Genomic DNA, 25,756 nt, shown 5'->3' with positions numbered 1-25,756 from the left:
GATACTCGCTGCAAACCCCTATCATGCACGATAATCTGTTCGGCAGACAGGCCGCTTGAAGATTCTGATTGCGCACGCTCATCGCTCGAACCGTCGAATCCACACGATTTCATTTTTCCTCGTTCCCTGCTCAACATTGCCCCGAATCTTCAGCACCTACGCTCTGGAGATATCGTTGACGAGCAACTCCGCCGACTTACCTGCTTCTACGCGCTTCCCCCCGATCCCACTCATTCCGATATGACTCGCCGTCACGCCTAGTCAGAGCAATCTCCCGCGTTCACACGCCGCACACCACTCAACTAGGGCCATGCCTAGTGGGAGCTGCACGGCATCCTGTTACTGTGGAGTCACGCAGAGGGATCGAGCGATGAGCCGCGTGACGACCCCATCCCTGCTGAGCTCGAGGTCAGGTCATCGAACAACATCGTCAATTCCAAGGAGGTCAAGAGATGCACACAGAAGAGTCTTCCAACTGGTCAGCATTCGTAGCCGGCGCATTCATCGGTGCCGGGGTCGCGCTGCTTTTGGCGCCGCAGTCGGGAACCGAGCTCCGTTCGACCTTGCGCGATTATGCGTCCAAAGCCAAGGACGAACTGGACGAGGCCACTGAGCAGGGACGGGCTGCTTGGGATCACGCCGTGGATCGGGGGCAGGAATATGTCGAAGGCGGAAAGCAAACCCTACGGAACGCAGGACGTGCCGCACGGGAATTCGTGGATGAGACCGTACAAACCGCGGAAAAAACCGTGGGTGATGTGACTTCGCGACGAACGTAGCAGTCGAATTGCCGGCGCCGGACTCGCGCCGATTCACAACCGAATGACATTCTGAAAGGAGCCCATCATGCTCGTACAGCTGACCCGGTTCGTGTTCGCTCTGGTCATGCTCTCGCTTGTCGGATGCCAATCGACCACCGGCAAAACCGCGGGGCAAACCATCGATGACGCCAGCATCACGGCTGCGGTGCAATCCAAACTCTCTTCGGATCGCCTGTCCAACTTTTCCCGTATCGACGTGGATACGGAACGAGGCGCGGTCAGTCTGAACGGGACCGTCACATCCGCTGAACAGAAAACGAGGGTGGCGGAATTGGCACGCGGAGTGAACGGCGTGAGGACTGTGAACAACAACCTGCAAATTCAACCGCAACCACAGTAAGGATGCGGAAGACGATCTCGAGCAGGGAGATGGGGAATCCCAGGCGTGGCAGGGCTGGTCTGCAGCCCTCGCCCCTTAGGCGGCCTGCAATAGGGAACCACCATGATGCGATAGTCGTGAGGGAACGCAAGAAAGATTGCCCGACAGGGACATGTGGAGCCTGTCATCCCCCAAGAGACCTTCTTGAGGCCCCTGATCGCTGGAACACCATAACGCTGTCTCCCCGTTTTTCATAGAGGATGATGGGAGCGCCCCCTCCTTTGTCAGCAGCAACCACCCGACCGTCGTGAGCCTTGCCCACAGGCCTCGAACATCGGCACAAGAGTTCAGAGAACGCCGTTACCGCATGCTTTACGGAGGCAATTATGAAGCACCATACACAACCTGTTCTACCGGCGCTCTGCGCAGTCTTGCTGCTCGGTAGCGCCTGCAGCCATTCCATCCCGCAGTCCACATCCAAACCGGTTCCCCCTCCGATCACCAGCGCGGTTCCTTCCTTCTCCGCGATGGCGAAGGAAGAGTCACGGGCTCCGCTCTCGCAGATGCCCTTCCAGGTTAAGACCGATCTGACGCCGATTCAGACGGCCCTTCGAGATGCTGTTCCGGAACGCATCACGGAGTCGGGGCATCCACTCGGACAGGAATTCCGTTGGACCTTTGTCAGGATCAGCTCTCCACAGGTGCATATCCAGGACGGCCTCGTCGCGATTCATGCCGAATACAAAGGAGAAATCGAATCGCGCGGCAGTGCACGGGCCTGCCGCCTGGATCCTGTTTTTGCCACGATGGACATCACAGGCACACTCGCCCTGCTGCAAGAAAGCGAATCGGTCTCGTTCGGATTCGAACCCACTCATCTCACGGTGAGAACCAAACCGGAGAGCGACGCGCGTTGTAACATGTTCAACATCCCGGTGACCGATCAGGCGCCCGACTTGTTCGGGTTACCCGAGATCAAGATCGCCCTGACGGACGCCGTCCATGCCGACGCATTTACGATTCCATTGCAACGGCTCTGGGATGATCTCGACGGTCCCCTGTCACTCTCGATGGCGACACTGAACACCCGCGCCTGCCTCTACGGCAATCCACGAGAAATGATTCTCGGACAGCAGAAAGGCACGACTCAGGACATGGTGATTCTGGGCTCGGCAAAACAAATGCCCTTCATCACTTATGAGCCGACCTGTGCGGAGGCAGCTCCCACAGTCGCCCTCGTCAATTCGGGCCCCCTGTCGGCCGCCAACAAGCCCTATACGATGCTCGCTCGGGTCCCATTTTCTTATCAGCAACTCTCGCATCAACTGCAGAGCAAGCTGTTCCACCAGACGGTGGTGTTCGATTCCACCGCCGCAGATAGGGCCGTGATTGAACAGGTCTCCGCCGCAGACGCCAGTGGCCGCGTCCTGGTGACGGTCGAGCTCAGCGGCGATCTCAAAGGGACGATCTACTACTGGGGAACCCCACGCCTGGATGACGGGGGACGAAGCCTCTCCGTGCCGGACCTCCAAATGGCCACTGAGTCGAAATCCGCCATTGACTCCATTCGTGTCGGCTACTGGCAACTCGTGGATCGGGAACTCAATCCGAAACTCCGGCAGGCTATGGCGGTCGACATCTCTACGCACGTCGACCGATTGAAACAAACACTGACAGGAACATACCGGTCGGGAGGCGTCACGATGGACATCCTAGTGACACGGCAGATGCCCGACCAGGTCCGCTCCTCGCCGCAGGGCCTGACGGTCATCATTTTGCTGGAGGGGACCGCCAACGCCACCGGCCAGGTCACACTGGAGGGACAACGGACCAGGGCGTTGCTCCCGCGGGAAAGCCGCTGACTCGCACCACAGGGAGGGGAGGCGTCCAACGACGCTTCCCCTCCGCGCCGCGCATGTCACCGTGCACCCTGGCGTCGATGATTAGGGTCCTACCCAGTGCGCGCGCGAATGATGGACTGATACGGTGGCGTTGAGACTCACCACCGACCGGCCGTCACTCATTGGGAGGCAGCCTCATGGCGAATACACCGACGATTTTGAACTCCCACGACGCGGTTAAATTGATACGCAACGACCATCGTCATATTCTAGCCCTCTTCCAGCTATACCGTGCCGCACAGGCAGACTCCCGACAATCGTACGTCGACCAGATCCTGCAGCGATTGGCAGACCATTTCCACATGGAAGAGCGGCTGACGGAGGACGTCCGGCATCAGGGTAACGAAGGCCGGATTCTCGTGGAGCAACTCCTCATGGAACATGAGGAGATCAAAGCGATGAGAGATGAGTTACAACGGGCTGAAAACGACGACGACGAAGCATTGGATGCATTCTTTGAAGACATGATGCAAACCGTCCGTGCCCATTTCATCGCGGAGGAGCGCGATCTCTTTCCGCTTCTAAACATGGGACAGCACCATGCGCGACGGTAGCTGGACATCCCGTATGCGTCGCAGGATGACGAGTCTATGACGGACAATGCCATCCCCTTCCCCGGGAGGGAGAAATGGAGCGGCACTCAATGAGTCTTCCACCACTGCGCTTTGCGGTCGTCGGTCTTGGACATATTTCCCAGGTTGCCGTGCTTCCCGCCTTCGCCCATGCAAAATCGTCGGCACGATTGACCGCGCTGGTTTCGGACGACCCCCTGAAGCGTCGCCTGCTCGGCCGGCAATACGGGGTCGCCAGAACCTATGCCTATAGAGACTACGAGCAGTGTTTGCGGAGCGGCGAGATCGATGCCGTGTACATTGCCCTGCCGAACAGTCTCCATCGCGAATACGCCGTGCGGGCGGCCCGTGCCGGCATACATATCCTGTGTGAAAAACCTCTTGCCGTGACGACCGCCGATTGCCGGAAGATGATCCAGGCCGCCGAACGCTACCGCGTCAAACTGATGGTCGCGTACCGTCTGCATTTCGAGGCTTGTAATCTTCAGACCATCGCCCTGCTGCAGTCCGGGCGCTTAGGTGAACCGAGGCTCTTTCATTCCGTCTTCACCCAACAGGTTCGTCCCGGCGACACCCGGTTGAGCCAGCAATTGGGCGGAGGACCGCTGTATGATATCGGGATCTATTGCATCAATGCGGCACGATACCTCTTCCGCGACGAGCCCACGGAAGTCAGCGCGCTGGTCGGCCGCGGCTATGATCGCCGGTTCCGGAAGGTCGAAGAATCGGCCGGCGCAATCCTTCGTTTTCCCCACGATCGCCTGGCGACAATGACCTGCAGCTTCGGCGCGACCGATGCCGCCATGTATGAAATCGTCGGTACAAAAGGCCGGGTACGCGTGGAGCCGGCCTACGAATACCTGGGCAGCTTGAAAGCGTCCATCACCGTGAACGGGAAGACGCGCATCCGCACGTTCAAGCCGGGCGATCAGTTCGCCCCGCAACTCATCTACTTTGCTTCCTGCGTACAGGACAATCGCCAACCCGAACCGAACGGGCTTGAGGGCCTGCTCGATGTCCACATTATCGAAGCCCTGCATCGTTCCGCCCGGCAAGGTCGCAGCGTCCCGCTCCGACTAGCGACGAAACAGGCGCGACCGGACGTCCGGATGCAAATCCACCGGCCGCCGGTCGTTAAACCCAAACAGGTTCGTACGACCTCCCCCACTCTCTGAGAACAGATGCTGGAGTCGTACCTGCACCGGCGTGACTAGGGCTTTGCCCAGTTCATGCGAGGAACGCAGACCGCTACCTTGAGCATATTGAAAACGCCGAGCCACAACCGTAGTCGAGCATGAAGGAGAGTCCCGATGAACCAGGAGAAGAGCACAGTGGAGCACACAGCCGAGCAGGTGAAAGCAACCGTTCATGACGCCGTGACCGACACCATGGCTGCGGCCGATCGAACGACGAAGCGAGCCGGTGAGGCGCTGGAATCCGCCGCCGACCGACTGCGTGAACGGCTTCCACACGAGGGTGCAGCCGGTGCCGCAACGGATGCCGTCTCCCGAGGCGTGAAACAAACCTCGCGCGTGCTCCATCAACAGGGGGTGAGCGGGATCGTCGAGGATCTTGGGGTGCTCATGCGGCGTTACCCTCTCCAAACCCTGCTCCTCGGGCTTGGGTGCGGGTATGTGATCTCCCGATCGCGGGCCGACTGAGGAAAGGGGTTCGGACATGGACAATCCACACCCAATTTCATTCGGCGCGCTGGTCAACGGGCTCATAGTCGACCTCCGCTCTCTGCTGCGACAGGAAATTCAGCTGGCGCAACACGAAATGCAGAATGAACGGAGCAAGCTCATCTCCATCGCCATCCGAAGCGGGATGGGACTCTTGTTTGGCATGTCGGCCAGTCTCTGTGTCCTGCTCATGCTGGTGCATGGTCTGCACGCCGCCACACCGCTCCCCCTCTGGGCCTGCTATGGCATCGTAGGACTGCTCTCGCTGGTCACGGCTGCCTCGGTGTTGCTCAGCGTCGCCAGACTCGGGGAAACGCTACGGCTGTGGCCCTTTCGTACTTTTCACTCATTGAAGGAAGACCTCCAATGGATCAAAGAACAAGTGCTATCGACCAGGACCTGAAAGACATCGTACAAACCAGAATCGCGATAGCCGAGAAACTGCGACTGCTGGAGCAACGGATCCTAGACCAGACGGAGGATGTCACGATGACCTGCTCAGAGATGGTGAATCGAACGACAACCAATTTGAATCAACTGATGGACAAGGCAAAATCGGCCATGACTCCCTCGCCGCAAGTCGCGCAGCACCCCTGGCTGCTATTGGGCGGCGCACTCTGTGCGGGATATGCGATCGGCCTCATTGAACGGAGGACCAGGCATGCCCGGAATGGCGTGTATCCCTACTATCCGCCGGGTGCCCGAGGCTCGAGGGTCATGCCGGGACCGGCGCAGGCGAAAGCAGCGGCCGGCAAAGAGGAAGGAGTCTACGACTACTATCCTCACAATGCGCGCGCGTCGCACAAGGCCTCCGGCGCAGGCCGAGGGAGTCTGTGGGACTCCGTGACACATGAGTTCGGACAAGAAACCGAAGAGGCGAAGCGTATTCTTATACAGGCGGGACGTTCGCTGATTCTTGAGCTGGCGCGTAAGGCCATGCCGGAAATCGCTCGCACGTTGGGCGTCAATCTGCCTATGCTGGTATCCGATGATCGCCGCGCACCAGCCGCACCGGCGCCAGCGAACACGGCGGAGGGGTCCGGCAAATAGCCACCCAATTCCGGACGTCAGAGACTCCCGTAGCCGCACCCGGCCTACATAAGTTCGTGGCCATGAGGAGCGACATTCGACGGAGAGGCAAGAGTAGCTCATGCTCACGTCGTCATATAGTTGGCCGAAAATGGAGAGAGACCCGTGCCTGCGTCCCTGAGTAGTTCATCGCCCCGCTGGAATCCCTGGAAACTGGGCGGCCTCGGTTGGAAGGCATTGGTCCGCCGTTTGTGGCGGGAAAGTCTGCACGATGAAATTCTCGGACGCGCCGCACAGTTGGCGTACTACTTTCTGCTGGCCCTCTTTCCGGCGCTCTTGTTCCTCACGGCATTCATCGGTCTCTTTCCCCTGAAACAAACGATGCCGGAGTTGATGCAATACCTGAGGACCGTCCTCCCTGCGGATGCCCTCTCCCTGCTGGAGAAATATCTGGAAAATGTGATGAAGGGCAGCAGTGGCGACATCCTGTCCCTTGGACTGTTAGGCGCCCTCTGGGCTTCCTCCAGCGGTGTGACGGCCATCATGGAAGCGCTCAATGTAGTCTATGGAGCCAAGGAAACGAGGCCGTATTGGAAGGTGAGGCTGGTTGCCTCGTTGCTCACGATCGGCCTCGCGGGGTTCATTATCGTTTCCATCACGCTGATTCTCTATGGCGCCCGCATCGGTGAATGGATCGCCGATATCGTCGGGCTCGGATGGCTCTTCCTCATCACGTGGAACCTTGCGCAGTGGCCGGTCGCCGTGACGTTGATGCTCCTGGCCCTGGCAATTATTTATTACGTCTGTCCGGACGTGAAGCAGAACTGGCGTTGGGTCACACCTGGATCTGTCTGCGCGGGGGCGCTCTGGCTCCTGGTGTCCCTGGCATTTAAGGTCTATGTCGAGCATTTTGGAAACTACAATGCAGCCTATGGCTCCATCGCAGGGGTGATCGTCTTAATGTTATGGCTTTATCTCACCGGGGTGGTGATCCTGCTCGGAGGAGAAATCAATGCCCAGATTCAACAGGCCGCCTCATCGCTCCGCATCCGGCAGGAAAAGGCGCCACAACCTGTCCCGGCCCCTGCGAATTGAATGAACGGCTCACACGGAATGGACACGATGTTCTATGACGCCCGTCTATCCTGACCCGCTGATAAAACAAGAGGTGCCTTTTCCACCGAGGGAACAGGCCTCCCCTGCGGATCGGCACTTGTGGCAGATCACACCGATCAGAGATCTCATGTGGTTGAGCGGGATTCTCTTCTGCCTCTGGTTCGGCTACTACCTGCGCGGCGTGTTTACGCCGGTCATCATCGCGTTATTGCTGGCCTATCTGTTCAACCCGCTGATCAGACGAGCGGAGAGCCGCTGGCGTGTGCCCCGTCCCGTCACGATTTCCGTCATTCTCTTCGTCTCAGCCGTCGTGGTCCTCGGATTGATCACGTGGCTTGGCCCGCTGCTGTCGGAACAGGTGCAGTCGTTCGCGGAGCGGGTTCCGTCTTATATACAAAGCGTCGCTCAGCGCTATCATGTGCGCATGGGTGACTTCTCGGAGCACCTCTCGCGTCTGGCCACAAGTCTCAGGGATGATCCGCTTTCAATCCTGCAGCCGATCTTCTCCGGAACCGGCCAGGCCTTTGGTGTTCTGGGGACCGTTATCGGCACAACAACCGACGTCGTCCTGGCATTCATCCTGATCCCGATTTATTTCTTTTTCTTCGCCTGGCATTTCGACGGCACGCTCGACCGGATAAAACGATACATCCCGACCGCCTACCGCTCACGGGTCCGGCATATCGTGCAACGGATGGATGCCGCCGTCAGCGGATTCTTTCGCGGCCGTCTTGCGATCGCCCTCGGGTCGGCGGTCCTGTACTCACTCGCCTGGGCGTTCACCGGTATACGCTATTGGTTTCTCCTCGGCTTGATCACTGGCATACTGACGATCATTCCCTATGCGTCGTTGATCGGCTGGCCGCTTGCCATTGCGCTGAAATATCTCGACGTCCTTTCGTCCAATGCGGGCGGATTCGATCTGATGACGATCGTGATCTGGCCCTCTCTCGCATACCTTCTGGTGCAGTTCATCGAAAGCTGGCTCCTGACGCCCTGGGTACAGAGCCAGTCGATGGATATGAATGCCGTCACGGTTTTGATCGTGATCTTCATCGGTGGGGCGTTGGGCGGCTTTTACGGGCTGTTGCTCGCCATTCCCTTAGCAGCCTGCCTGAAAATCCTTATACAGGAACTGCTGCTTCCCCGGCTCGCCCGCACGGCCGTTTTATCCGGACCGCTCGACGAGCAAAGGAGGGCGACATCATGAGCAGCACCGTCGCAGACCTGTTAGTCGACCGTTTGATCGCCTGGGGGGTCGACACGGTCTTCAGCCTGCCGGGTGACGGCATCAACGGCATTTACGAAGCCCTCCGCACCAGGCAGGAACGCATCGCTCTCATCCAGGTGCGCCACGAGGAGTCTGCCGCCCTGGCTGCCTGCGGCTACGCCAAGTTCACCAGGCGATTGGGAGTCTGCCTCGCCACGTCCGGACCCGGTGGCATTCACCTGCTCAACGGACTGTATGACGCGAGGAGCGACGGTCAGCCGGTGCTGGCGATCACCGGGCATACGTTCCATGACTTGATCGGGACGCACTATCAACAGGACGTCAGCCTGGACAAACTGTTCAGCGACGTGGCCCTCTACAGTGAACGGGTGATGGGGCCGGCGCACGTAAGCAATGTGGTCGATGAAGCGATCAAGACCGCCATCTCCCGTCGCACGGTGGCCCACATCACCATTCCAAAAGATATGCAGGATTGGAGCGCACAGGATCACGGCTCCAAGGCCAATGTGCAGGGACATAGCGGAGACCGGTACAGCGATCCGTTGCCGTTACCCGCCCCATCCGTGATGGAGCGTGCCGCCGACCTCATCAATGCCGGGTCGAAGATCGCGATCCTCGCCGGCCGCGGCTGCCTGGGCGCGAAATCTGAAATTCTCCAGCTCGCGGAAACGCTCGGGGCTCCGATCGTGAAGCCTCTGCTGGGAAAAGGCGTCGTGCCGGACGATCATCCCTTGACCACCGGAGGAATCGGCCTGCTGGGCACCGCCCCCTCGCAGGAAGTCCTCGAGGCTTGCGATACCCTCATCATCGCCGGCAGCAGCTTCCCCTATCTGGAGTTCTATCCCAAACCGGGTCAGGCCAGGGCCGTTCAAATCGACCTCGATGCGAGCCGCATCGGCCTTCGATATCCGGCCGAGGTGGGATTAGTCGGACAGTGCTGGGATGTCCTCCGCGCGCTGCTTCCGCTCCTAAAGCACAGAGCCGACCGCACATTTCTGACGGAAGCTCAGGGGTGGATGGCGCAATGGAACACATTGATGGAGGAACGCGGCCGTCGCATGGACATGCCGCTGAAACCTCAAGTCGTCGTTCGAGCGGTGAATGAGTTCCTTGCAGACGATGCCATCGTCTGCTGTGATACCGGGACTGTGACGACGTGGGTCGCCCGGCATATCAAGATGAGAGAACAGATGGAATTTTCCGCCTCAGGGACACTGGCCACGATGGGCAACGGACTGCCCTATAGTCTGGGAGCCGGCATAGCCTATCCGGGACGTCAGGTAGTCTGTATCGCGGGAGACGGGGGATTCACCATGTTGATGGGCGAGTTGGCCACACTCGTGAAATACGCCTTACCCGTCACAATCATCGTCTTGAAGAACAATCTGTTCGGCATGATCAAATGGGAGCAATTGGCTTTTGAGGGTAACCCGCAATACGGCGTCGATCTCCAGCCGATCGACTTTGCGGCCTATGCGAGAGCCTGCGGCGCGACAGGATTCACGGTGGAAAACCCAAACCAGGTTCGGGAAGTACTGCGACAGGCATTTGCCACCGTAGGTCCTGTCGTCGTGCAAGCCGTCATTGACCCGCTGGAGGCCCCGCTGCCCGGAAAAATCACCACAGAACAAGCCTGGCAATTCGCGAAGGCGCTGGCGCGTGGACAGGAAGACCGCTGGGGCATTATCAAGACGTTGGTAGCCGGAAAAATCAGGGAAGTGATCTGAGGTCACCCGCGTGGCCGCTGCAAGTTGAACGGAGGGAGAAGCGGTGGAATCGATCGGTCGCAGACGATGGGCCATTGCGGATGGATACATCCCCGGGACTAGTCACGGCCCGGCTCCACAAATGACAAGCCATGAGACTCTGTGTATTCTGAACACGTCGGACCAGCCCGCGGAGGTGCGGATCACCATCTATTACGCCGACCGGGAGCCGGTCGGACCCTACACGGTTTCGGCGCCGGCTCGGCGCACGAGACACATTCGATTCAACGACCTGACGGATCCAGAACCTATTCCCGTCGATACCGATTATGCGGCCGTCGTCGAATCGAACGTGCGCATCGTGGTCCAGCACACCCGCCTGGACTCACGCCAGGCAGAAAACGCGTTGTTCAGCACGATGGCATTCCCCGGCTGATCACCGGGCCGGCCTCGCCCCTTCTCACTCTAGGCGGCTTGCACGACTGCCGTGACCTGTTCCTGCGGCCGGCAACGGTTTCGCATAATCACTTCGTCCACGATGTCGCCGCATTGAATACAACGCATGGCCCAAAACCAGTAACCGCCCAGGCTTTCGCCGATATCCATGCAACGTTCGCCGATCATCAGGCCTCCGCAGCGCGCACAACCGGAGGACGAACTGCGAACAAATTCGGCGGTCTGTCTGCTCCGATTGATGTGTGCCATGGTCATGTTTGTGGTATTCATGCGGCTCTCCTTTCGTTGTGAGCACTAGTGGGATAGGCGGCCCCTCCCACCGTTTGTCATGCTCACCAATATCAGCCCGCCCTGAATCACTCCACTAGCACTCCCCCCAGGTCTCTGTTGAAAGCACCCTGGCCACCAGGCTCATGCCTTACGCGAGTCTATGCCGCATTGCTTTCGTGAGTCGTTGTTTCGTCGCACCGTACTCTGCCCAGGGGTCTTTCGGAAGTCGGCGGAGTCGATCCGGCAGATTGACGAGCGTGAAACTGTCGGAGCGCAGGTCGATCGAGAGTTCGTCCCATGCCAGCGGAACTGACACCGGAGCGCCCGGCCTGGCGCGCGTAGAAAACGCGGCAACGGCCGTTGCACCCTGCGCATTGCGCAGGTAATCGACATAGATCTTTCCCTTGCGCCTGGCCTTCGACATGGTGGCCACGAACCGTTCGGGAATCAGGCGTTCGAGATGTTCCGCGAGAGATTTCGAGAACGTCTTGACCTCATCCCAGGTGTGCACGCGCTGCAACGGCACAACGACATGCAGACCTTTCCCGCCCGTGGTCTTGACGAAGGACGTCAGATTCAATTCGCGCAACAACGTACGGAGCAGTTGAGCCCCTTCAATGACGGACGACCAGTCCACAGCGGGGCCCGGATCCAGGTCGAGAATCATCCGGTCGGGACGATCCAATTTATCCTGCTTCGCTCCCCAGGTGTGGATTTCCAGGACACCCATCTGCACCAGCGCGAGCAACGCGTCGAGCGTGTGAGCGGCCATATAATAGGCCGTCCCGTGATCTTCGGGCACCTCCACTCATCCGATGACAGCGGGCATCTGATCGTTCGCGTGTTTCTGATAAAAACATTCTTTTTGATATCCCTCAGGGCAGCGCAGAAGGGTCAGAGGTCGGTCCTTCACATGCGGAAGGATCCATTCGCCGACCGTCTCGTAATACCTGGCGAGTTCCAGTTTGGTGACGGCTTGCTCCGGAAACAGCACGCGATCCGGATGACTCAGGGTGACTCCCCCGACCATGGTCGCTTCAGCAGCAGCTCGTTCTGAATCCCCTTGCACGGCGCGGCTTTTTCGTCCAAGTCCCTTCGTGGAACCGTTCGGTTGTCCGGACCTCTCACTTGAAGCGCTCTCCGATGTATGTTCGACGAGGACGGAACGAGCGTCTTTGTCCTCTCGCAAGCCTTGGAAGGAGGCCTGTCTCAATCGACCGTCGTTGGTCCACTCGGCGAATGCGACCTCAGCGACCAGCGTCGGCTTCACCCAATGCACGCCGGCCGCCTGGCTCCCGCCCGGTGGATTCATAAAGGGTGAGTTCGGTTGTCGCAATCGTTTCAACCGCGCATGGAGCGACTTGAGGGAGCGGTCGGAAAATCCGGTTCCGGTTCGTCCGGCATACCGCAGCCGGCCCTGCTCATCGTACACACCGAGCAGCAAGGCACCGAACGCGCTTCGAGAGCCGGAGGGGTCGGTGAATCCGCCGATGACAAATTCCTGCCGCCGTCCACATTTCACCTTGACCCAATTGCGATTCCGCCCTGCCACGTAAGAGGCGGCGGCGCGTTTGGCAATCAGGCCTTCCATGCCGCGTCGACAGGCCGCGGCAAAGGCCGCCTCGCCCCGCCCGGCGATGTGGTCGCTATAGCGAATCAGCGTTGACGGATGGCTGTCCTGCACCAGGACTGACAGGAGACGCTTCCGGTCGAGCAAAGACGACGCTCGAAAGTCGTACCCGTCAAGATAGAGCAAATCGAACACGAAATAGATCAGCTCATGGTCGATTTGCGCATCGAATGCGTTCTGCAAACGTTGAAAGCTGATTCGCCCGTTCGGCAGCAAGGCGACCACTTCACCGTCGAGCCAGGCCGTCTTGGCCGGAAGCCCTGCCGCCGCCGCGGCGATGTGAGGGAGCTTCGCAGTCCAGTCATGGCCGTTCCTGGTCAGCAAGGTTGCGGTGCGGTCTTTTACCCGACAGAGCATTCGATAGCCGTCATACTTGAGTTCATGGACCCAATCAGGCCCCTCAGGAGAAGTTGGGACCAGGGTCGCCAGCTGCGGAGCCATCCATCGCTCTAGCGAGGCTTTTCGAGCTCCCGGAGCAGGAGTTCTCTTGATAGAACGCTGCCCGGAGGCAGCCGGGGGTTTTTTCCGCGATGGTTGCTTCGATAGCCGGACTGTATGTTCTCCGGCGGCAACCTCCGCCAGAGTTTTTCCGCTCACCACACTCTCTTCAAGGGTCTGCGTAATTTCTCCCTGTTTTCCGCGCTGGGCTTCTTCATCATCCTCTTTGATGAGGAGCCAATTCCCCTTGCCTTCTTCGTGCCGACCACCCATGCGCACCAGATTCCAGAGACCGTGCAATTTTTCTCCATGCAAGGTGAACTTGAGCCGTCCACGACGGTAGCCCGAAGCGGGGTCCCCGATCGGTTCCCAGTAGCCGCGATCCCAGAGCAACACCGTGCCACCACCATACTGCTTGGCAGGGATAATCCCCTCGAATTGTCCATATTCCAGAGGGTGATCTTCCACATGCACAGCCAGGCGCTTTTGCGCCGGATCCAGACTGGGCCCCTTGGGGACGGCCCAACTTTTCAGGGTGCCGTTCAATTCGAGGCGAAAGTCATAGTGCAGCCTGGTTGCGGCATGCTTCTGGATGACGAACTGCAGCCGACCTTCCGGCTCGGCATTTTTACCCCGAGGCTCCGGCGTCTTCTTGAAGTTTCGCTTGTTCCAATATTGCTGAAGACCCACGCAGCTCCTCTCCCCTGAGTCGATCCGGTACAAGAATCGATTCGTTCACGCCTGCTCCAACGCCTGTCGCGTTTTCCTATAGATCCGCAAGAGTTCCGCGACGCTCCAGGCTTGGGCGATGCATCCTCGTGCATGGTAGGGAGGCTCTGCATCGAAAATCTCGCTCACCGTGCCGATACCGTCCTCGAGCAAATGGGAGCGGAAGCCTCCCAAGAAATCTCTCGCCTTGGCAGCATCCTTGTAGACCTTGAGCCAGGCGTCGACAAAAGGCCCGATCAGCCAGGCCCAGACGGTACCTTGGTGATAGGCGGCATCCCGGTCGCGGAGGTCTCCGTAATACATCGGTTTATAATCGCGATGGTCGCGCGAGAGGCTGCGCAGGCCCACCGGCGTCAGCAGTTTGTGTTCCACGGCATCGACCACCGGGCGCCACCGCGGTTCGTCAAGGATCGGGTGGTGCAGGGCAATCGAGAGAATCTGGTTCGGGCGAAAGCTGGCGTCATCGCCCTGCTCGCCGTCGATGACATCGAACAAACAGCCCTCATCCGGCCGCCAAAAACGCTCGTTGAAAGAGTGTCGCGCCCGGGACGCCATCGCCTCCCACTGGCTTGTTTCCTCCCCGGCGATCTCACCCCACCGCACCATGCACCGGAGCGCGTTATACCAGAGCGCCTGAATTTCTACCGGCTTGCCTCGACGGGGCGTCACCACCCACCCGTCTACCTTCGCATCCATCCAGGTGAGTTGGTAGCCCTCTGCCCCGGCCTGCAGGAGCCCATCGTGCGGATCTACTCCGATACCGAAATCGGTTCCCTTCACATGGTGTTCGATGACGGACTTCAAAACAGGTCGCAGCGCCGACAGGGTCTCGTTGTCGCCGGTCACCTGGTGATAGCGATCCACTGCATGAAAATACCAGAGCGTCGCGTCCACGGTATGGTAGAGGGCCTTTCGCTGCCCTTCCGGGAACAGATTGGGCACCAGTCCATCATGGATATAATTGGCGAAGGTGCGAAGAATCGACCGCGCTTCTTGACAGCGGCCGGTACAGAGCGTGAGCCCCTCCAAACTGATCATCGTGTCGCGGCCCCAGTCCGTGAACCAATGATAGCCGGCGATGACCGTCCGCGCTTCATCCCCCGAAGCCCTTGCCAGCGCCTGCTCTTCCATGCGTGAACCGGGTAGGACGATAAACTGGTCGGCTGCAAGCGTCAGCCAGCCCTCCATATCGTCCGGAGTTCGATCTTGTCCCTCGGCCAGCAATTTGTTTAGCCGCTGCGCTTCCGCTTCAAAAATTTCCTCGGGAGCAAACTCGAGGTGCTCCCACGGTTCGGTGCTGGCGACAAACGCGATCGGCCGATCGGTCGTCAGATCCGCGCTGAAATACCCCGGACTGGTGAGGCTTTCGACATGCTCGGACCCGCGATCCCGGTCCACGCGGTAGGATACTCCCGGACTGAGCAACGAGTCGGCCACGAAAACTCCGGCCTGAGGGCGCAGACACATTTTTAACGACGGCGCATGTTCACACAGGAATAGTTCATAACGACCGTCGAGCACCGTGAGCGGAAAGGGAGGCTTTCTCGCGTCATGAAGCGGTGCGTCCAACATGCGAAAGGTTACGAACGGTCGGAGACGAACGCGGACCGGATCACCCTCCCGCAACCGGTATTCCACATACACCGAGTTATGCCCGTACGGCATGATGACACGCTTCTCCAGTCGCCGGCCATTGAATGAGCAACGCCAGACCGGAGTCTGCCACTCGCGGGTAAATGCGCTGATGACCTTCGTCAGGTCGCTTTGCAAGCGTCCATTTTCAAACTCGACCCCGCTGAGGAGCATGGACTCTCCATCCACCACAACTTCTTCGTCCAACCGGGGAATCATGACCGTCCGCCCCCAGGGCGAGGGAAGATCGGGCACGAACATCCCGTGGTAACGGCGAGTCGGGGCACCGAGCAAGGTTCCGGAGGCGTAGCCGCCGAGCCCATTCGTCACCAGCCATTCTCTGGAAATCAGGGCATCGCTGTCCTGAAGCTGCTCCGGAGGCACTGAGAGCGTCATATTGTCGACGTGCACCACAGCCAACCAGTTTCTCCCCGACCTCGCCCCTCCGGAGAAGGACCTCCCGATCTCAAGCTTGGACGGAATACAACGCTGCCGATCCGCCAGGAATGACCCAACCGGTTTCACCCAAGGGCGGGATGACACCGGGTCCTCCGTACTCAGGCGCATCGCTCGACCAGACCAGGCACCACGTTCGCCCATCGGGCGGGGCGAGCAACGGTTCAGGAGCGGGACGATAGTCACAATCCGCCCCCAAGTTAATGAGCAGCAATCGATCATCACCCTGCTCACCGGCATACCGCAGGACCAACGCAGCAGCTCCGACTACCGCGCCGTCCACCCGGTCGCGAGCCTGTTGTGCGATGACCGGGTCTTCCCGCCGGAGGCGAAGCAGATCTCGATGTAATCGGACATACCCGGCATGCCGCTCGCGCTCCGACCAATCGAGTTTGGACCGCTGGAATACGGCAGGACCGCGAGGATCAGCGACGGCCGCCTGAGCTTCCGCAGAGCCATAACTCGGAAACTGAGCGAGGAACTGCTTTCTACCTTGATGGATCTGCCGGGCCAACTCTCCTGCTGGAAAGTCGGCGAAGAATAAAAATGGAGCGGAAGCCCCGAACTCCTGTCCCATGAACAACATCGGCGTCTCAGGGGCCAGCAGGAGGAGCGCCGTCAAGGCGCGATATACACCGGGACTGGTCTGCTGGTGCAATCGATCTCCCCGCAACTGATTGGCGACTTGATCATGGTTTTGAAGAAAGAAGACGAACTGTTTCGCCGGCTCGGCGCGAACGGGCGTACCACGCGGGCCGTCTTGCCACTGATAACGTTGTCCCTGGTAGAGAAACGCCCGCTTCACGCAGGAAATCAACTCCTGCGGCCCGCCCCGATAGTCGGTGTAATACCCCTCGCTTCGACCCGTGGCGGCCACACGTGCGCTGTGGTGAAAATCTTCGCTCCAGATCGCATCCAGCCCCCATCCCTGTTCGACTGTCGGTTGAATCGTACAGACCCACTGCGCCTCACATTCGGCGATCAGGATGATCGACCGCGCTCCTGCCGCCGTTCTGGCCGCCTGAGATAATTCTGCGATCACGTGCAGCGGTCCCTCATCATGAAATGCGTGGACGGCATCCAGCCTGAGGCCATCGAGGTGAAATTCCTCGATCCAATAACAGGCATTCCGGATAAAAAATTCCCGCACCTCTTTGGAGCCGGGTCCGTCGAAATTGATCGCTTGCCCCCACTCGTTGGGATATCGATCGGTGAGGTATTCGTCGCTGAACGCGGGCAGATAGTTTCCATCCGGTCCCAAATGGTTGTACACAACGTCGAGAATCACACCCAGCCCCCGCTGATGCGCTTCATCCACAAATCGCTTCAAGGCATCGCAATCCCCATACACATGCGCAGGCGCATACAGGCCGACCCCGTCATAGCCCCAATTCCATCGACCGGGAAACTCCGCCACCGGCATGATCTCGATGACGGTGATACCGAGGTCCTTCAGCGCGTCGAGACGCGTGGCAGCCGCATCGAATGTCCCTTCCGGGGTGAACGCACCGATATGCAGCTCATAGATCACCTGTCCATGGATCGTCAGGCCAGGCCACCCGGAATCCTTCCAAATGAACGCGTCCGGATCGACGATCAGCGAAGGACCATGGGGTCCTTCCGGTTGATATCGGGAACAGGGATCAGGAAAGAGGCGTTGGCCATCCAGGCGATAGCGGTAGGTCATGCCGGCCCGGGCCTCCGGGATACCACCGGTCCAGTAGCCATCGGCGCCTCTTGTGAGGGGATGCACGGTTCCGTGGGGCTCGAGGACGACATCAAGTTGCGCAGGCTTGGGTGCCCAACAGCGGAATTGCACGCCATCCCGAACGACGTGAGCCCCCAATCGGTTACGACCGGACGACGGGGCCTGATTGCCATGTGGTTGCTCCGGCACGACGGTAGCCGACCCGCTCATGATGCGATTCCTTTGGGAGCCCTCACGCAAACTGATTTTCCTGGTCGATTCATGCCGTCTTGCGGCTGACATGCCGCTCACTACCCCGCGACGGTGGCTTCGGTTTCACGGAGCGCTGCACACTTCGCTTGAGGAGAGCCATTAAATCTACGACCTTGGCGCGACCCGGCTGATTTTGGGCCTCACCTTCTTCAGGTACCGTCACGACTTCGGTTTTTCCTGCCTTGATCCGCTTGTGGATCAATCGCATGAGATCCTCATGGTAGGTGTCCTTGTATTGGGCCGGCTTCCAACGCTCCGACATTTCCTCTACCAACTTCGTGGCCATCTCCAACTCCCGGGAGGTCACTCCGGTCGTCTTTAAACTTTTCGCGGGAATCCCGAGATCCTTGGTCGGCCGGAGTTCGTTGGCATAGCGCAGCGTGTTCAACACCATCATTTCACTCCAGGGAATCAGCGCGGCGATATATTGCCGCGTCCTGATCACAACCGTGGCAACGGCAACTTTCCCTGTCTTGCTCAAGGTTTCGCGCAAGAGCGCATAGCCTTTTTCTCCCCGTTTATCCGGCGCCAGGTAGTACGGGGTTTCGAATGAGGTAGGCGGGATTTCTTCGGCCCGCACAAAATTCAGAATATCGATGGTCTGTGTCGCTTCGACATTCGCACGTCGAAAGTCTTCGTCCGTCAGTACGACGTAACGGTCCTTCTCATATTCGTATCTTTTTACGATCTGGTCCCACGCCACCTCCTTGCCCGACTCCTTGTTGTAGCGCTTGAATCCGACCGGTTTCATGTCGCGACGGTCGAGGAGCGTCAAATCAAAGCTGTTCCGGTTTTCGGCCGAATAGAGCACAACAGGAATATTGACGAGCCCAAAACTGATGGATCCTTTCCAGAGCGATCGCGGCATGACATCACCTTGAGTGAAGCACCTTCCGGGGGACCGAAGACAGCTCCTGTCCTACAGTGAGGGAGCACATCACACAGAGCTCCAGACAATTGACACGTGATACCGGTTCGCCGCAGCCATCGCAGACGAAAGAACGCATCTCTGTGGCCAGCCGACAACCCTCCCGCCGGCACAAGGCATCCCTGCAGGGACTGCAGTCGTAAAGACAGATCGTCATCATTGAAATTTCCCCGGACATGCTCCGGAATTTCACGATACCACGAGAACTTCTCTCGCCAACTCGGACAATCCCTAGCCTGGCGGCATCGTGAAACTAGGCCCCTGCCTAGCTGCATTCACTCGCCTATTGTCACTAGGCTCAAGGCCTAGACACCCTCCGATGTTTTGGCAAGCGCGCAATCTCCGTCTCACAGGGCAGAAGAATCCAGGTCCGCAGGCGAACTCGGCACAAAGGAGAAGCACTTACATGCGTTATTTAGCATTGGCCGCCGACTATGACGGGACATTGGCGAGCGGGGGAACTGTGAGCCAGGACACCGTCCAGGCCATCGAACGCCTTGTGGCCTCGGGTCGCAAACTCATTCTGGTCACCGGCCGAGTATTGCCGGAGATCCTGGAGATTTTTCCCCAGATATCACTCTGCGAAAGTGTCGTGGCGGAAAATGGCGCAGTCCTCTACCGACCGGCCACTAAAGAAATCACTCTTCTTGCCCCTCCTCCTCCACCGGCATTCCTGGAAGAAGTGCAACGTCGCAAGGTGGAACATCTCACCATCGGTCATTCGATCGTGGCGAGCCGGGTCCCTTACGAAACAGTCCTCCTCGACATCATTCGTGACCTCGGTCTTGAACTGCGCATCATCTTCAACAAGGGCGCGGTGATGGTGTTGTCACATGGCATCAATAAGGCCACGGGGCTGAGCGCAGCGCTCAAACAGGTGGAATTGTCGCCTCATAACATTGCTGCGATCGGAGACGGAGAAAACGATCATGCCATGCTGGCATGTTCAGAATATGCCGCGGCGGTCGAGAATGCCGTGCCGATGTTGAAGGAAACGGCGGATCGCACCACCGTCGGCGACCATGGCCACGGAGTCATCGAGCTGATGAATGAGCTGGTTGAGAATGACCTGGAGGTAGCGGAACGATCCGTGGCGCGACATCGGATTGCGCTCGGCACACAGGAGAACGGGGGCGACATCACGTTTCATCCGGCGCGACAAAACCTCCTGCTTGCCGGCACGTCAGGCAGTGGGAAGTCTACGCTGGCGACGGGGCTACTCGAGCGACTTGGCGAGCGGGCTTATCAATTGTGTGTGATCGATCCGGAGGGAGACTACGAAAGTTTTCCACAGGCGATTATCCTCGGAACCGCACAGGATGGTCCCAGTCACGCCGAAATTCTCACCGCATTGGCCAATCCGAATAACCACGTGGTCGTCAACCTCGTGGGACTGCCGTTGCAGGACCGGCCTTCATTTTTTCTCACCCTGTTGCCCAAGCTTCAGGAACTCCGATCGAAATCAGGCCGTCCCCATTGGATGCTCGTCGATGAAACGCATCATCTCCTGCCGGTCGATGGGAACCCCACGACACCGGGACTGATGAAGGATCTCACCGGCATGATTTACGTCACCGTTCATCCCGACCACATCGAACATTCGATTCTCAAGACCGTGGATATCGTGTTCACCCTGGGCAAATCGCCGGACGGGACGTTGAAACAGTATTGCGCGGCGATCCAACAGGCGCCTCCGGCCGCGACGGCCGCCCGGCTTCAACCGGGCCGAGCGATTATGTGGGATCGCACCTCCGGGACGACGCCTTTCGTGCTTGAGATCGCTCCAAGCACCATCGAACGCCGCCGGCATCGACGGAAATATGCGGAAGGCGAACTGCCTCCGGAGCAGAGCTTTTACTTTCGCGGACCGGCCGGACAGCTCAACCTTCGCGCACACAATTTACTGCTATTCATGCAACTCGGCGAAGGCGTCGACCAGATGACATGGACTCATCACCTCCGCTCTCACGATTACTCGACCTGGATCAAGCAGGTGATCAAGGACGAGGCACTCGCGCAGCGCGTTCTCGAAGTGGAACAGGAGACTCATCTGCCCGCAGAAGCGAGCCGGCAACTGATCCGGAGGGCGATCGAGGAACGGTACACCGTTCCGGCAGGCGGGGATGAACACACCTCTTGATCCGGGCCACGATTGCCCGCAACGCCAGGGGATCGCCTAGTAGCGCCGTTCGCCTCCCTGCGGCATCGTAATGACAGCCGCAAAGATTGAACTGAGAAACAGTGCTGCGGCCAGTAACGTTTCACTTCTGCCAAGGAGACGACATCATGCCGATCCTTCTCTGGCTTCTGGGAGTGCCGATGAGTTTGGTTCTGGTGCTATGGTTGTTCGGTGTAGTCGGGTTCTGATCACGAGCCCTGGGATAGGCTGTGCAGGTCGTCAATGAGACGTTGGATAGACGTCACCGCCTTACGCCTCTGTTGAACGGTCAGAAGTCGGTCGGTTTCCAACAGCAGGCGTGTAAGGGATGCCCGCAATTCCTTCACCATCTCACGAAAGACGACCGGCGCGGTCTGGTCCGACTGTACGAACATCATCCGCAATTCCAGGCTCATATCATCGATTGACGCAGGGCGTCTGAGCACCGTCAGGAGTTCCTGCTGGCGCTGCCGGCGGTAGTGCCACAACACAGGTTGAGTATCGGGAAGAGCCCTTGTGAAGGGGCTGATTCTTGCCACCTGCTCAGGGCTCAAGGGACCCAGCCAATCCTCGGCAATGGCCAGGAGTTTTCTTGTACGCTCGTCGAGACGGTTGGCGCTCGATCCCTGCAGCGCCCGGATGGCTTTCTGCTCCTCTTTACGAAACACGTCTTCAAGATTTCGAATCTGCCGCTCGTTGACGGTCACCAATAGGGCGCTGCCGTCCGGTATTGCCCGCTCGAGCAGGTCCGCTCGAAACCGGTCGTAAGACGCGTACACCCACTCGAGATCATCCCCTGTCAGTCCCCCGCTTACCCGTTGTTGCAGCTCTTTCAGAAACTGTTCGTACCGTGGAATCGCCTCGGCACGGTGTCTTGTAAGCAGCGGTTTTAAGCGGGCCGTCACATCCCGGCGCTGGCCCGCCGTAAGGTCCAAATAGTGATCCAATTGCCAGCTGATCAGCCAATCGGCATGCCGGTACCCAAAAGTCAGGGCACAACCGCTCAAGAGAACGACAACCGACAGGAGGCAGAGCCCCGCAGCTCGAACCGTCCCCCACATGCGCTTCCTTTTCATTGTCGGCCGAACCTCCGAAAGCGGTATATGCACAGCTCCCGCTCGCAATCGTCCTTCTTCAACTAATAACCAGTCAGGTCTCACAGGCATACTGGGGGTCTCCCGAGTATGGTCTCGCACCAGGCCTCTGTACTGTGAGCTATCGAGTGCGATGGCCTGCAAAACTTTGTGAGGACGGCATTCCTGTAACACCATGTTCATCTTACCAAGGAGGAAATCGATGAAGACCGCACTGCATTCGCTGCTCGCGTTGGCGCTTATCTCATTGGCTGCCTGCTCCCATTCACCGACCGCATCGAAAACACACTCGGAAATGGAGGTAGGCACGAAAACCGGCATGGTCAAGAACATCGTCATCAAGGACACCATCGTCCCTGATGCCTTGACGGTTCGGGCCGGAGACGAGGTTCGGTGGATCAATCAGCGGCAGGACTCTGTTACTGTCACGATCGACGAGCCGCTCGAGCATAATGTCTCCTGCCGGAACGGGTTCTCCAAGGCCATGGGTATGGGCGTGGACAACTCCACCACCTTGTCCAGCAATGAGACCGCTGGCCTCTGTTTCAGTCGGGTCGGTACCGTGAAATATTCGGTCCGGCCGGCTGCCGACACGAAGACCAGCATGGCCAACACCCACGGCTCCATCAACGTTCAGTAGGCCGGCTCCGCCTCTACATACACAACCGCCCTCCACATCAACGGTGTGGAGGGCGGCTGCGTTCAACACGACCAGCGTAAGGCCTCGCGACATACGTTCTAGGATGTAGGTCTGGCGAGGGGCACTTCCCTTGTCCAATGCCGATGCATCTCGATTCCCTCAATGAAGGGGGCCGCAATCTGCTTGGGTAACGGATCCGGCGACAGAATAATCCCCGGATCACCTGACCAGTTTTTCGTCAGTCCCTTGAGGTTTTCGCGAGGTTGCGCACTCGGATCGACCGCCCCGACCGCCTCTTCAACAAAGGCAACCCCCTCCCCCGTTGCGGCAATCGTCTTGCAATGCAGGTAGGCGTCCTGAACAAACATCCTGGCTTTGGCGGTGCGCAACAATGCACTGACGCTCGCTTCACCGCCGGGAACATAGACCGCGTCGAATAAGACCGATCCCGTCGTCAACAGGCTGAAATCGATCTTCATCTGACTGCCGTTCGCAGCTTTGAGGCTCCCCGAGCGGGTTCCCACGATCTTGCCCTGCCCTCCGGCAGCCGCCAGGGCCGTCTGCATTCCCTTGACAGCTTCTGCGTTCACTCCATCGGCAACAAGAATCGCCACTTTCCTGGTTTGGATGCCTTCCTTGGGAGCCAGCACCATGCTCAACGCCGCGGATTTCTCCAGTGAGGTCGTCGCCCGCTTGGGCTGAAAATCCTTCGGATCCCCGTCCGCAGGAATACTCAAATTGAGCAGACCGTCGACCTTCTTGACCGGCAGCCCCAGCCCCTCGGCCACTCGTGAAGCCAGATTTTTGTCGATCTGGGACAGCATGCCGACCATTCGCTCGCGAATGGGAAGACTCTCGACCTTGCCCAATTCAAACTGCAACGCCTGCACCAGATGTTCTTGCTCCGGCGCAGACTGGCTCCGCCAAAACAGCGCAGCCTGGCTGAAATGGTCGAAGAAACTCCTGCTCCGCTCCCGCACCTTGCTGGCAGGCAGCCGTTCTGCATAACTCAGGAACCCACCCATGTCCGCCCTGGCCTGCATGGGACAACCACCCCCCAATGTGTTCGGTTGATAACTCACCTGTCCGGGATTGATCGTTTGCCGCATGTGCCCGTCACGCTGGTTGTTATGTATGGGCGCAAGCGGACGATTGATGGGAATCTCATGGAAGTTCGGACCGCCCAACCGGATGAGTTGGGTGTCCGTATAGGAGAATAGTCGGCCCTGCAACAACGGATCGTTGGTGAAATCGATGCCGGGAACGAGGTGCCCGGGGTGGAAGGCCACCTGTTCGGTTTCGGCAAAAAAGTTATCCGGATTGCGATCCAGTGTCATTTTTCCGATCCGGACTACCGGCACCAGTTCTTCAGGAATGAGCTTCGTCGGATCCAAAAGATCGAAGTCGAACGTATGTTCGTCTTTCTCCTCCACAATCTGCACTCCTAGCTCCCATTCCGGATACTGCCCCGCCTCGATCGCCTCCCACAAATCACGCCGGTGAAAATCAGGATCCAGGCCGGAAATTTTCTGGGCCTCATCCCACAAGATGGAATGCACACCCAGCAGAGGCTTCCAGTGGAACTTTACAAATCGAGCGACCCCCTTGGCATTCACGAAACGAAAGGTATGCACCCCGAATCCTTCCATCATGCGAAAACTCCTCGGAAGCGCTCGATCCGACATGACCCACATGATCATGTGCATGGACTCCGGCATCAGCGAGATAAAGTCCCAGAACGTATCATGCGCCGAGGCCGCCTGCGGCATCTCATGATGAGGCTCCGGTTTCACGGCATGGACCAGATCCGGGAATTTCACCGCATCCTGGATGAAGAAGACCGGGATGTTGTTGCCCACCAGGTCGTAATTCCCTTCCTCCGTGTAAAACTTCACGGCGAAGCCGCGCGCGTCCCGCGCCAGATCACTGGAGCCTCGCGACCCGGCGACGGTCGAGAAACGCACAAAGACCGGGGTCTTGACCTCCGGGTCCTGCAGAAACTTCGCCCTCGTCAGCGAGGCAAGCGACTTGTACACTTGAAAGTAGCCGTGCGCCGCGGCGCCCCTCGCGTGCACCACTCGCTCCGGAATACGTTCATGGTCGAAATGCGTGATTTTTTCCCGGAGGATAAAATCTTCCAGCAGTGTTGGACCGCGCGCACCGGCTTTGAGGCTATTCTGATCATCGTTGACGCGCAGGCCTTGATTGGTAGTCAGGAACTGATCGCCGGACTTCTCCCGTGCGCTGTCAAGGGCAGCGGTTTTCTCATTCTCCCGCTTGGAACGATCTTTGGGCATGGCACAGTCCTCCCCTGGTTGGCCCTCGCCGGCATGGTCGTCTATCGAGTGGTTTTCCTGGATGGCGGGCGCCGGTTTTTCGACCGGATGCTTTGGCCATCAACGTTTCCTTGCGCTTGAGGACCGTTGCCTCCAGAGATTCCCAGTCGATGTCGCATGCTTCGGCTTTCGGAAACATTTCATCCTCTTCTTCCTGGATGTGATGCTTCACCAGTTCGCTGAGCACGCTGAACTTGGCCTGAAATTTCTCGTCCCCCGATTTGAGTTTCTTCAGCTCAGCGATGAGCACATGGACGAGGTGATGTTCCTCCACCGCCTCGTTCATCATGTCTGCGTCATCGAGTTCCGCCCGAATAGCGGGATAAATCAAGCGTTCTTCCAGGTCGGCATGGATTTCCAGCTCCTGGATCGCCGTTTTTGCGATCTCGCCCCGCTCTCGCCCCTCCGCCGATTCGAAATCCTCAAACAGCTTCTTGACCTTGTCGTGATCCTCTTTCAGCATTTCGAAAACCGTCGAAACGAATCCTGCCGCTCGTGCCATGGTCAGCTCCTTTCGAATGAAGAGATTCCTTACTGCCAGGCGCAACCTATCACGCGGGTCGAACCGGGTGAGCTCGTGGAAGCCCTAGTTATCCTGACTCCGCCACCACCCCTGAGTGGGAACTAGGGCACCTCCTAGTGGACTGGCCCA

At 58.7% G+C, this 25,756-nt stretch carries 21 protein-coding genes and 1 pseudogene; 14 read left to right on the top strand and 8 right to left on the bottom strand.

The window, feature by feature from the left end:
- Positions 1-452 precede the first annotated feature (452 nt).
- The 12 genes from H8K11_07625 to H8K11_07570 all read left to right on the top strand — a co-directional run bounded on the left by H8K11_07625 (position 453) and on the right by H8K11_07570 (position 10,813).
- Entirely contained in the window at positions 453-779 is a 327-nt protein-coding gene (locus tag H8K11_07625) for a YtxH domain-containing protein (protein ID MCS6263615.1), read from the top strand.
- A gap of 67 nt (positions 780-846) precedes the next feature.
- On the top strand, positions 847-1,161 hold the full coding sequence (locus tag H8K11_07620) for a BON domain-containing protein (GenBank protein ID MCS6263614.1): 315 nt from the start codon (positions 847-849) through the stop codon (positions 1,159-1,161).
- Positions 1,162-1,526: 365 nt separating this feature from the next.
- Entirely contained in the window at positions 1,527-3,002 is a 1,476-nt protein-coding gene (locus H8K11_07615; protein MCS6263613.1) for a DUF4403 family protein, read from the top strand.
- Positions 3,003-3,178: 176 nt separating this feature from the next.
- On the top strand, positions 3,179-3,595 hold the full coding sequence (locus H8K11_07610) for a hemerythrin domain-containing protein (protein MCS6263612.1): 417 nt from the start codon (positions 3,179-3,181) through the stop codon (positions 3,593-3,595).
- 74 nt (positions 3,596-3,669) lie between these two features.
- The gene (locus H8K11_07605; protein ID MCS6263611.1) at positions 3,670-4,788 is read left to right on the top strand and encodes a Gfo/Idh/MocA family oxidoreductase; all 1,119 of its coding nucleotides are present in this window, start codon (positions 3,670-3,672) and stop codon (positions 4,786-4,788) included.
- 135 nt (positions 4,789-4,923) lie between these two features.
- Positions 4,924-5,274 carry a hypothetical protein gene (locus H8K11_07600; protein ID MCS6263610.1) on the top strand — a complete coding sequence of 117 codons (351 nt, stop codon included), beginning with the start codon at positions 4,924-4,926 and terminating at the stop codon, positions 5,272-5,274.
- Between the two features lie 16 nt (positions 5,275-5,290).
- Complete coding sequence (locus H8K11_07595; GenBank protein MCS6263609.1) at positions 5,291-5,698, top strand: phage holin family protein; 408 nt, start codon at positions 5,291-5,293, stop codon at positions 5,696-5,698.
- Positions 5,662-6,345 (top strand): hypothetical protein, encoded by a 684-nt coding sequence (locus H8K11_07590; GenBank protein ID MCS6263608.1) that lies wholly within the window; start codon positions 5,662-5,664, stop codon positions 6,343-6,345. Before H8K11_07595 ends, H8K11_07590 begins: the two co-directional genes overlap by 37 nt.
- Positions 6,346-6,489: 144 nt before the next feature.
- On the top strand, positions 6,490-7,419 hold the full coding sequence (locus tag H8K11_07585) for a YihY/virulence factor BrkB family protein (GenBank protein ID MCS6263607.1): 930 nt from the start codon (positions 6,490-6,492) through the stop codon (positions 7,417-7,419).
- 118 nt (positions 7,420-7,537) lie between these two features.
- Entirely contained in the window at positions 7,538-8,650 is a 1,113-nt protein-coding gene (locus H8K11_07580; GenBank protein MCS6263606.1) for an AI-2E family transporter, read from the top strand.
- The gene (locus tag H8K11_07575; GenBank protein ID MCS6263605.1) at positions 8,647-10,398 is read left to right on the top strand and encodes a pyruvate oxidase; all 1,752 of its coding nucleotides are present in this window, start codon (positions 8,647-8,649) and stop codon (positions 10,396-10,398) included. The genes H8K11_07580 and H8K11_07575 overlap by 4 nt, the downstream gene beginning before the upstream one ends.
- A 43-nt stretch (positions 10,399-10,441) precedes the next feature.
- Positions 10,442-10,813 (top strand): sensory rhodopsin transducer, encoded by a 372-nt coding sequence (locus H8K11_07570; protein ID MCS6263604.1) that lies wholly within the window; start codon positions 10,442-10,444, stop codon positions 10,811-10,813.
- Positions 10,814-10,842: 29 nt separating this feature from the next.
- On the opposite strand, the gene H8K11_07565 is transcribed toward H8K11_07570, so the two are convergent.
- The 5 genes and pseudogenes from H8K11_07565 to H8K11_07545 form a co-directional block, all read right to left on the bottom strand.
- A complete protein-coding gene (locus H8K11_07565) occupies positions 10,843-11,103 on the bottom strand; it encodes a hypothetical protein (GenBank protein ID MCS6263603.1) in 261 nt (86 codons plus the stop codon).
- Positions 11,104-11,251: 148 nt separating this feature from the next.
- A pseudogene (gene ligD / locus H8K11_07560) lies at positions 11,252-13,861 on the bottom strand (DNA ligase D).
- Positions 13,862-13,906: 45 nt separating this feature from the next.
- Positions 13,907-15,928 carry a glycogen debranching enzyme family protein gene (locus tag H8K11_07555; protein MCS6263602.1) on the bottom strand — a complete coding sequence of 674 codons (2,022 nt, stop codon included), beginning with the start codon at positions 15,926-15,928 and terminating at the stop codon, positions 13,907-13,909.
- 70 nt (positions 15,929-15,998) lie between these two features.
- Positions 15,999-17,906, bottom strand: a complete 1,908-nt coding sequence (treZ, locus tag H8K11_07550) for a malto-oligosyltrehalose trehalohydrolase (GenBank protein MCS6263601.1) — start codon at positions 17,904-17,906, stop codon at positions 15,999-16,001.
- Positions 17,907-17,955: 49 nt separating this feature from the next.
- Positions 17,956-18,816: a Ku protein gene (locus H8K11_07545; protein ID MCS6263600.1), complete on the bottom strand. Its 861-nt coding sequence runs from the start codon at positions 18,814-18,816 to the stop codon at positions 17,956-17,958.
- A gap of 466 nt (positions 18,817-19,282) precedes the next feature.
- Between H8K11_07545 and H8K11_07540 the strand changes: the two genes are divergently transcribed.
- Complete coding sequence (locus H8K11_07540; protein ID MCS6263599.1) at positions 19,283-21,016, top strand: HAD family hydrolase; 1,734 nt, start codon at positions 19,283-19,285, stop codon at positions 21,014-21,016.
- 227 nt (positions 21,017-21,243) lie between these two features.
- Here the strand turns inward: H8K11_07540 and H8K11_07535 are convergent, their stop codons facing one another.
- Positions 21,244-22,095 (bottom strand): hypothetical protein, encoded by an 852-nt coding sequence (locus tag H8K11_07535; GenBank protein ID MCS6263598.1) that lies wholly within the window; start codon positions 22,093-22,095, stop codon positions 21,244-21,246.
- 235 nt (positions 22,096-22,330) lie between these two features.
- On the opposite strand from H8K11_07535, the gene H8K11_07530 reads away from it, so the two are divergent.
- The gene (locus H8K11_07530; GenBank protein MCS6263597.1) at positions 22,331-22,768 is read left to right on the top strand and encodes a hypothetical protein; all 438 of its coding nucleotides are present in this window, start codon (positions 22,331-22,333) and stop codon (positions 22,766-22,768) included.
- A gap of 98 nt (positions 22,769-22,866) precedes the next feature.
- On the opposite strand, the gene H8K11_07525 is transcribed toward H8K11_07530, so the two are convergent.
- Both H8K11_07525 and H8K11_07520 read right to left on the bottom strand, forming a co-directional pair.
- Complete coding sequence (locus H8K11_07525; GenBank protein ID MCS6263596.1) at positions 22,867-25,065, bottom strand: catalase; 2,199 nt, start codon at positions 25,063-25,065, stop codon at positions 22,867-22,869.
- Positions 25,034-25,606 carry a hemerythrin domain-containing protein gene (locus H8K11_07520; protein ID MCS6263595.1) on the bottom strand — a complete coding sequence of 191 codons (573 nt, stop codon included), beginning with the start codon at positions 25,604-25,606 and terminating at the stop codon, positions 25,034-25,036. The genes H8K11_07525 and H8K11_07520 overlap by 32 nt, the downstream gene beginning before the upstream one ends.
- Positions 25,607-25,756 lie beyond the last annotated feature (150 nt).

The organism is Nitrospira sp., assembly GCA_024998565.1.
Classification (GTDB): Bacteria; Nitrospirota; Nitrospiria; order Nitrospirales; family Nitrospiraceae; genus Nitrospira_A.
This window is presented reverse-complemented; position numbering and strand designations above follow the sequence as displayed.

Excerpts from the sequence above, each read along its gene's own strand:
- H8K11_07600 (MCS6263610.1), top strand. The coding sequence starts at position 4,924 with ATGAACCAGGAGAAGAGCACAGTGGAGCACACAGCCGAGCAGGTGAAA.
- H8K11_07565 (MCS6263603.1), bottom strand. The coding sequence starts at position 11,103 with ATGAATACCACAAACATGACCATGGCACACATCAATCGGAGCAGACAG.
- H8K11_07595 (MCS6263609.1), top strand. The coding sequence starts at position 5,291 with ATGGACAATCCACACCCAATTTCATTCGGCGCGCTGGTCAACGGGCTC.
- H8K11_07590 (MCS6263608.1), top strand. The coding sequence starts at position 5,662 with ATGGATCAAAGAACAAGTGCTATCGACCAGGACCTGAAAGACATCGTA.
- H8K11_07575 (MCS6263605.1), top strand. The coding sequence starts at position 8,647 with ATGAGCAGCACCGTCGCAGACCTGTTAGTCGACCGTTTGATCGCCTGG.
- H8K11_07605 (MCS6263611.1), top strand. The coding sequence starts at position 3,670 with ATGGAGCGGCACTCAATGAGTCTTCCACCACTGCGCTTTGCGGTCGTC.
- H8K11_07545 (MCS6263600.1), bottom strand. The coding sequence starts at position 18,816 with ATGCCGCGATCGCTCTGGAAAGGATCCATCAGTTTTGGGCTCGTCAAT.
- H8K11_07620 (MCS6263614.1), top strand. The coding sequence starts at position 847 with ATGCTCGTACAGCTGACCCGGTTCGTGTTCGCTCTGGTCATGCTCTCG.
- H8K11_07555 (MCS6263602.1), bottom strand. The coding sequence starts at position 15,928 with ATGACGCTCTCAGTGCCTCCGGAGCAGCTTCAGGACAGCGATGCCCTG.
- H8K11_07615 (MCS6263613.1), top strand. The coding sequence starts at position 1,527 with ATGAAGCACCATACACAACCTGTTCTACCGGCGCTCTGCGCAGTCTTG.
- H8K11_07610 (MCS6263612.1), top strand. The coding sequence starts at position 3,179 with ATGGCGAATACACCGACGATTTTGAACTCCCACGACGCGGTTAAATTG.
- H8K11_07520 (MCS6263595.1), bottom strand. The coding sequence starts at position 25,606 with ATGGCACGAGCGGCAGGATTCGTTTCGACGGTTTTCGAAATGCTGAAA.
- H8K11_07530 (MCS6263597.1), top strand. The coding sequence starts at position 22,331 with ATGAAGACCGCACTGCATTCGCTGCTCGCGTTGGCGCTTATCTCATTG.
- H8K11_07525 (MCS6263596.1), bottom strand. The coding sequence starts at position 25,065 with ATGCCCAAAGATCGTTCCAAGCGGGAGAATGAGAAAACCGCTGCCCTT.
- H8K11_07535 (MCS6263598.1), bottom strand. The coding sequence starts at position 22,095 with ATGTGGGGGACGGTTCGAGCTGCGGGGCTCTGCCTCCTGTCGGTTGTC.
- treZ (MCS6263601.1), bottom strand. The coding sequence starts at position 17,906 with ATGAGCGGGTCGGCTACCGTCGTGCCGGAGCAACCACATGGCAATCAG.
- H8K11_07540 (MCS6263599.1), top strand. The coding sequence starts at position 19,283 with ATGCGTTATTTAGCATTGGCCGCCGACTATGACGGGACATTGGCGAGC.
- H8K11_07625 (MCS6263615.1), top strand. The coding sequence starts at position 453 with ATGCACACAGAAGAGTCTTCCAACTGGTCAGCATTCGTAGCCGGCGCA.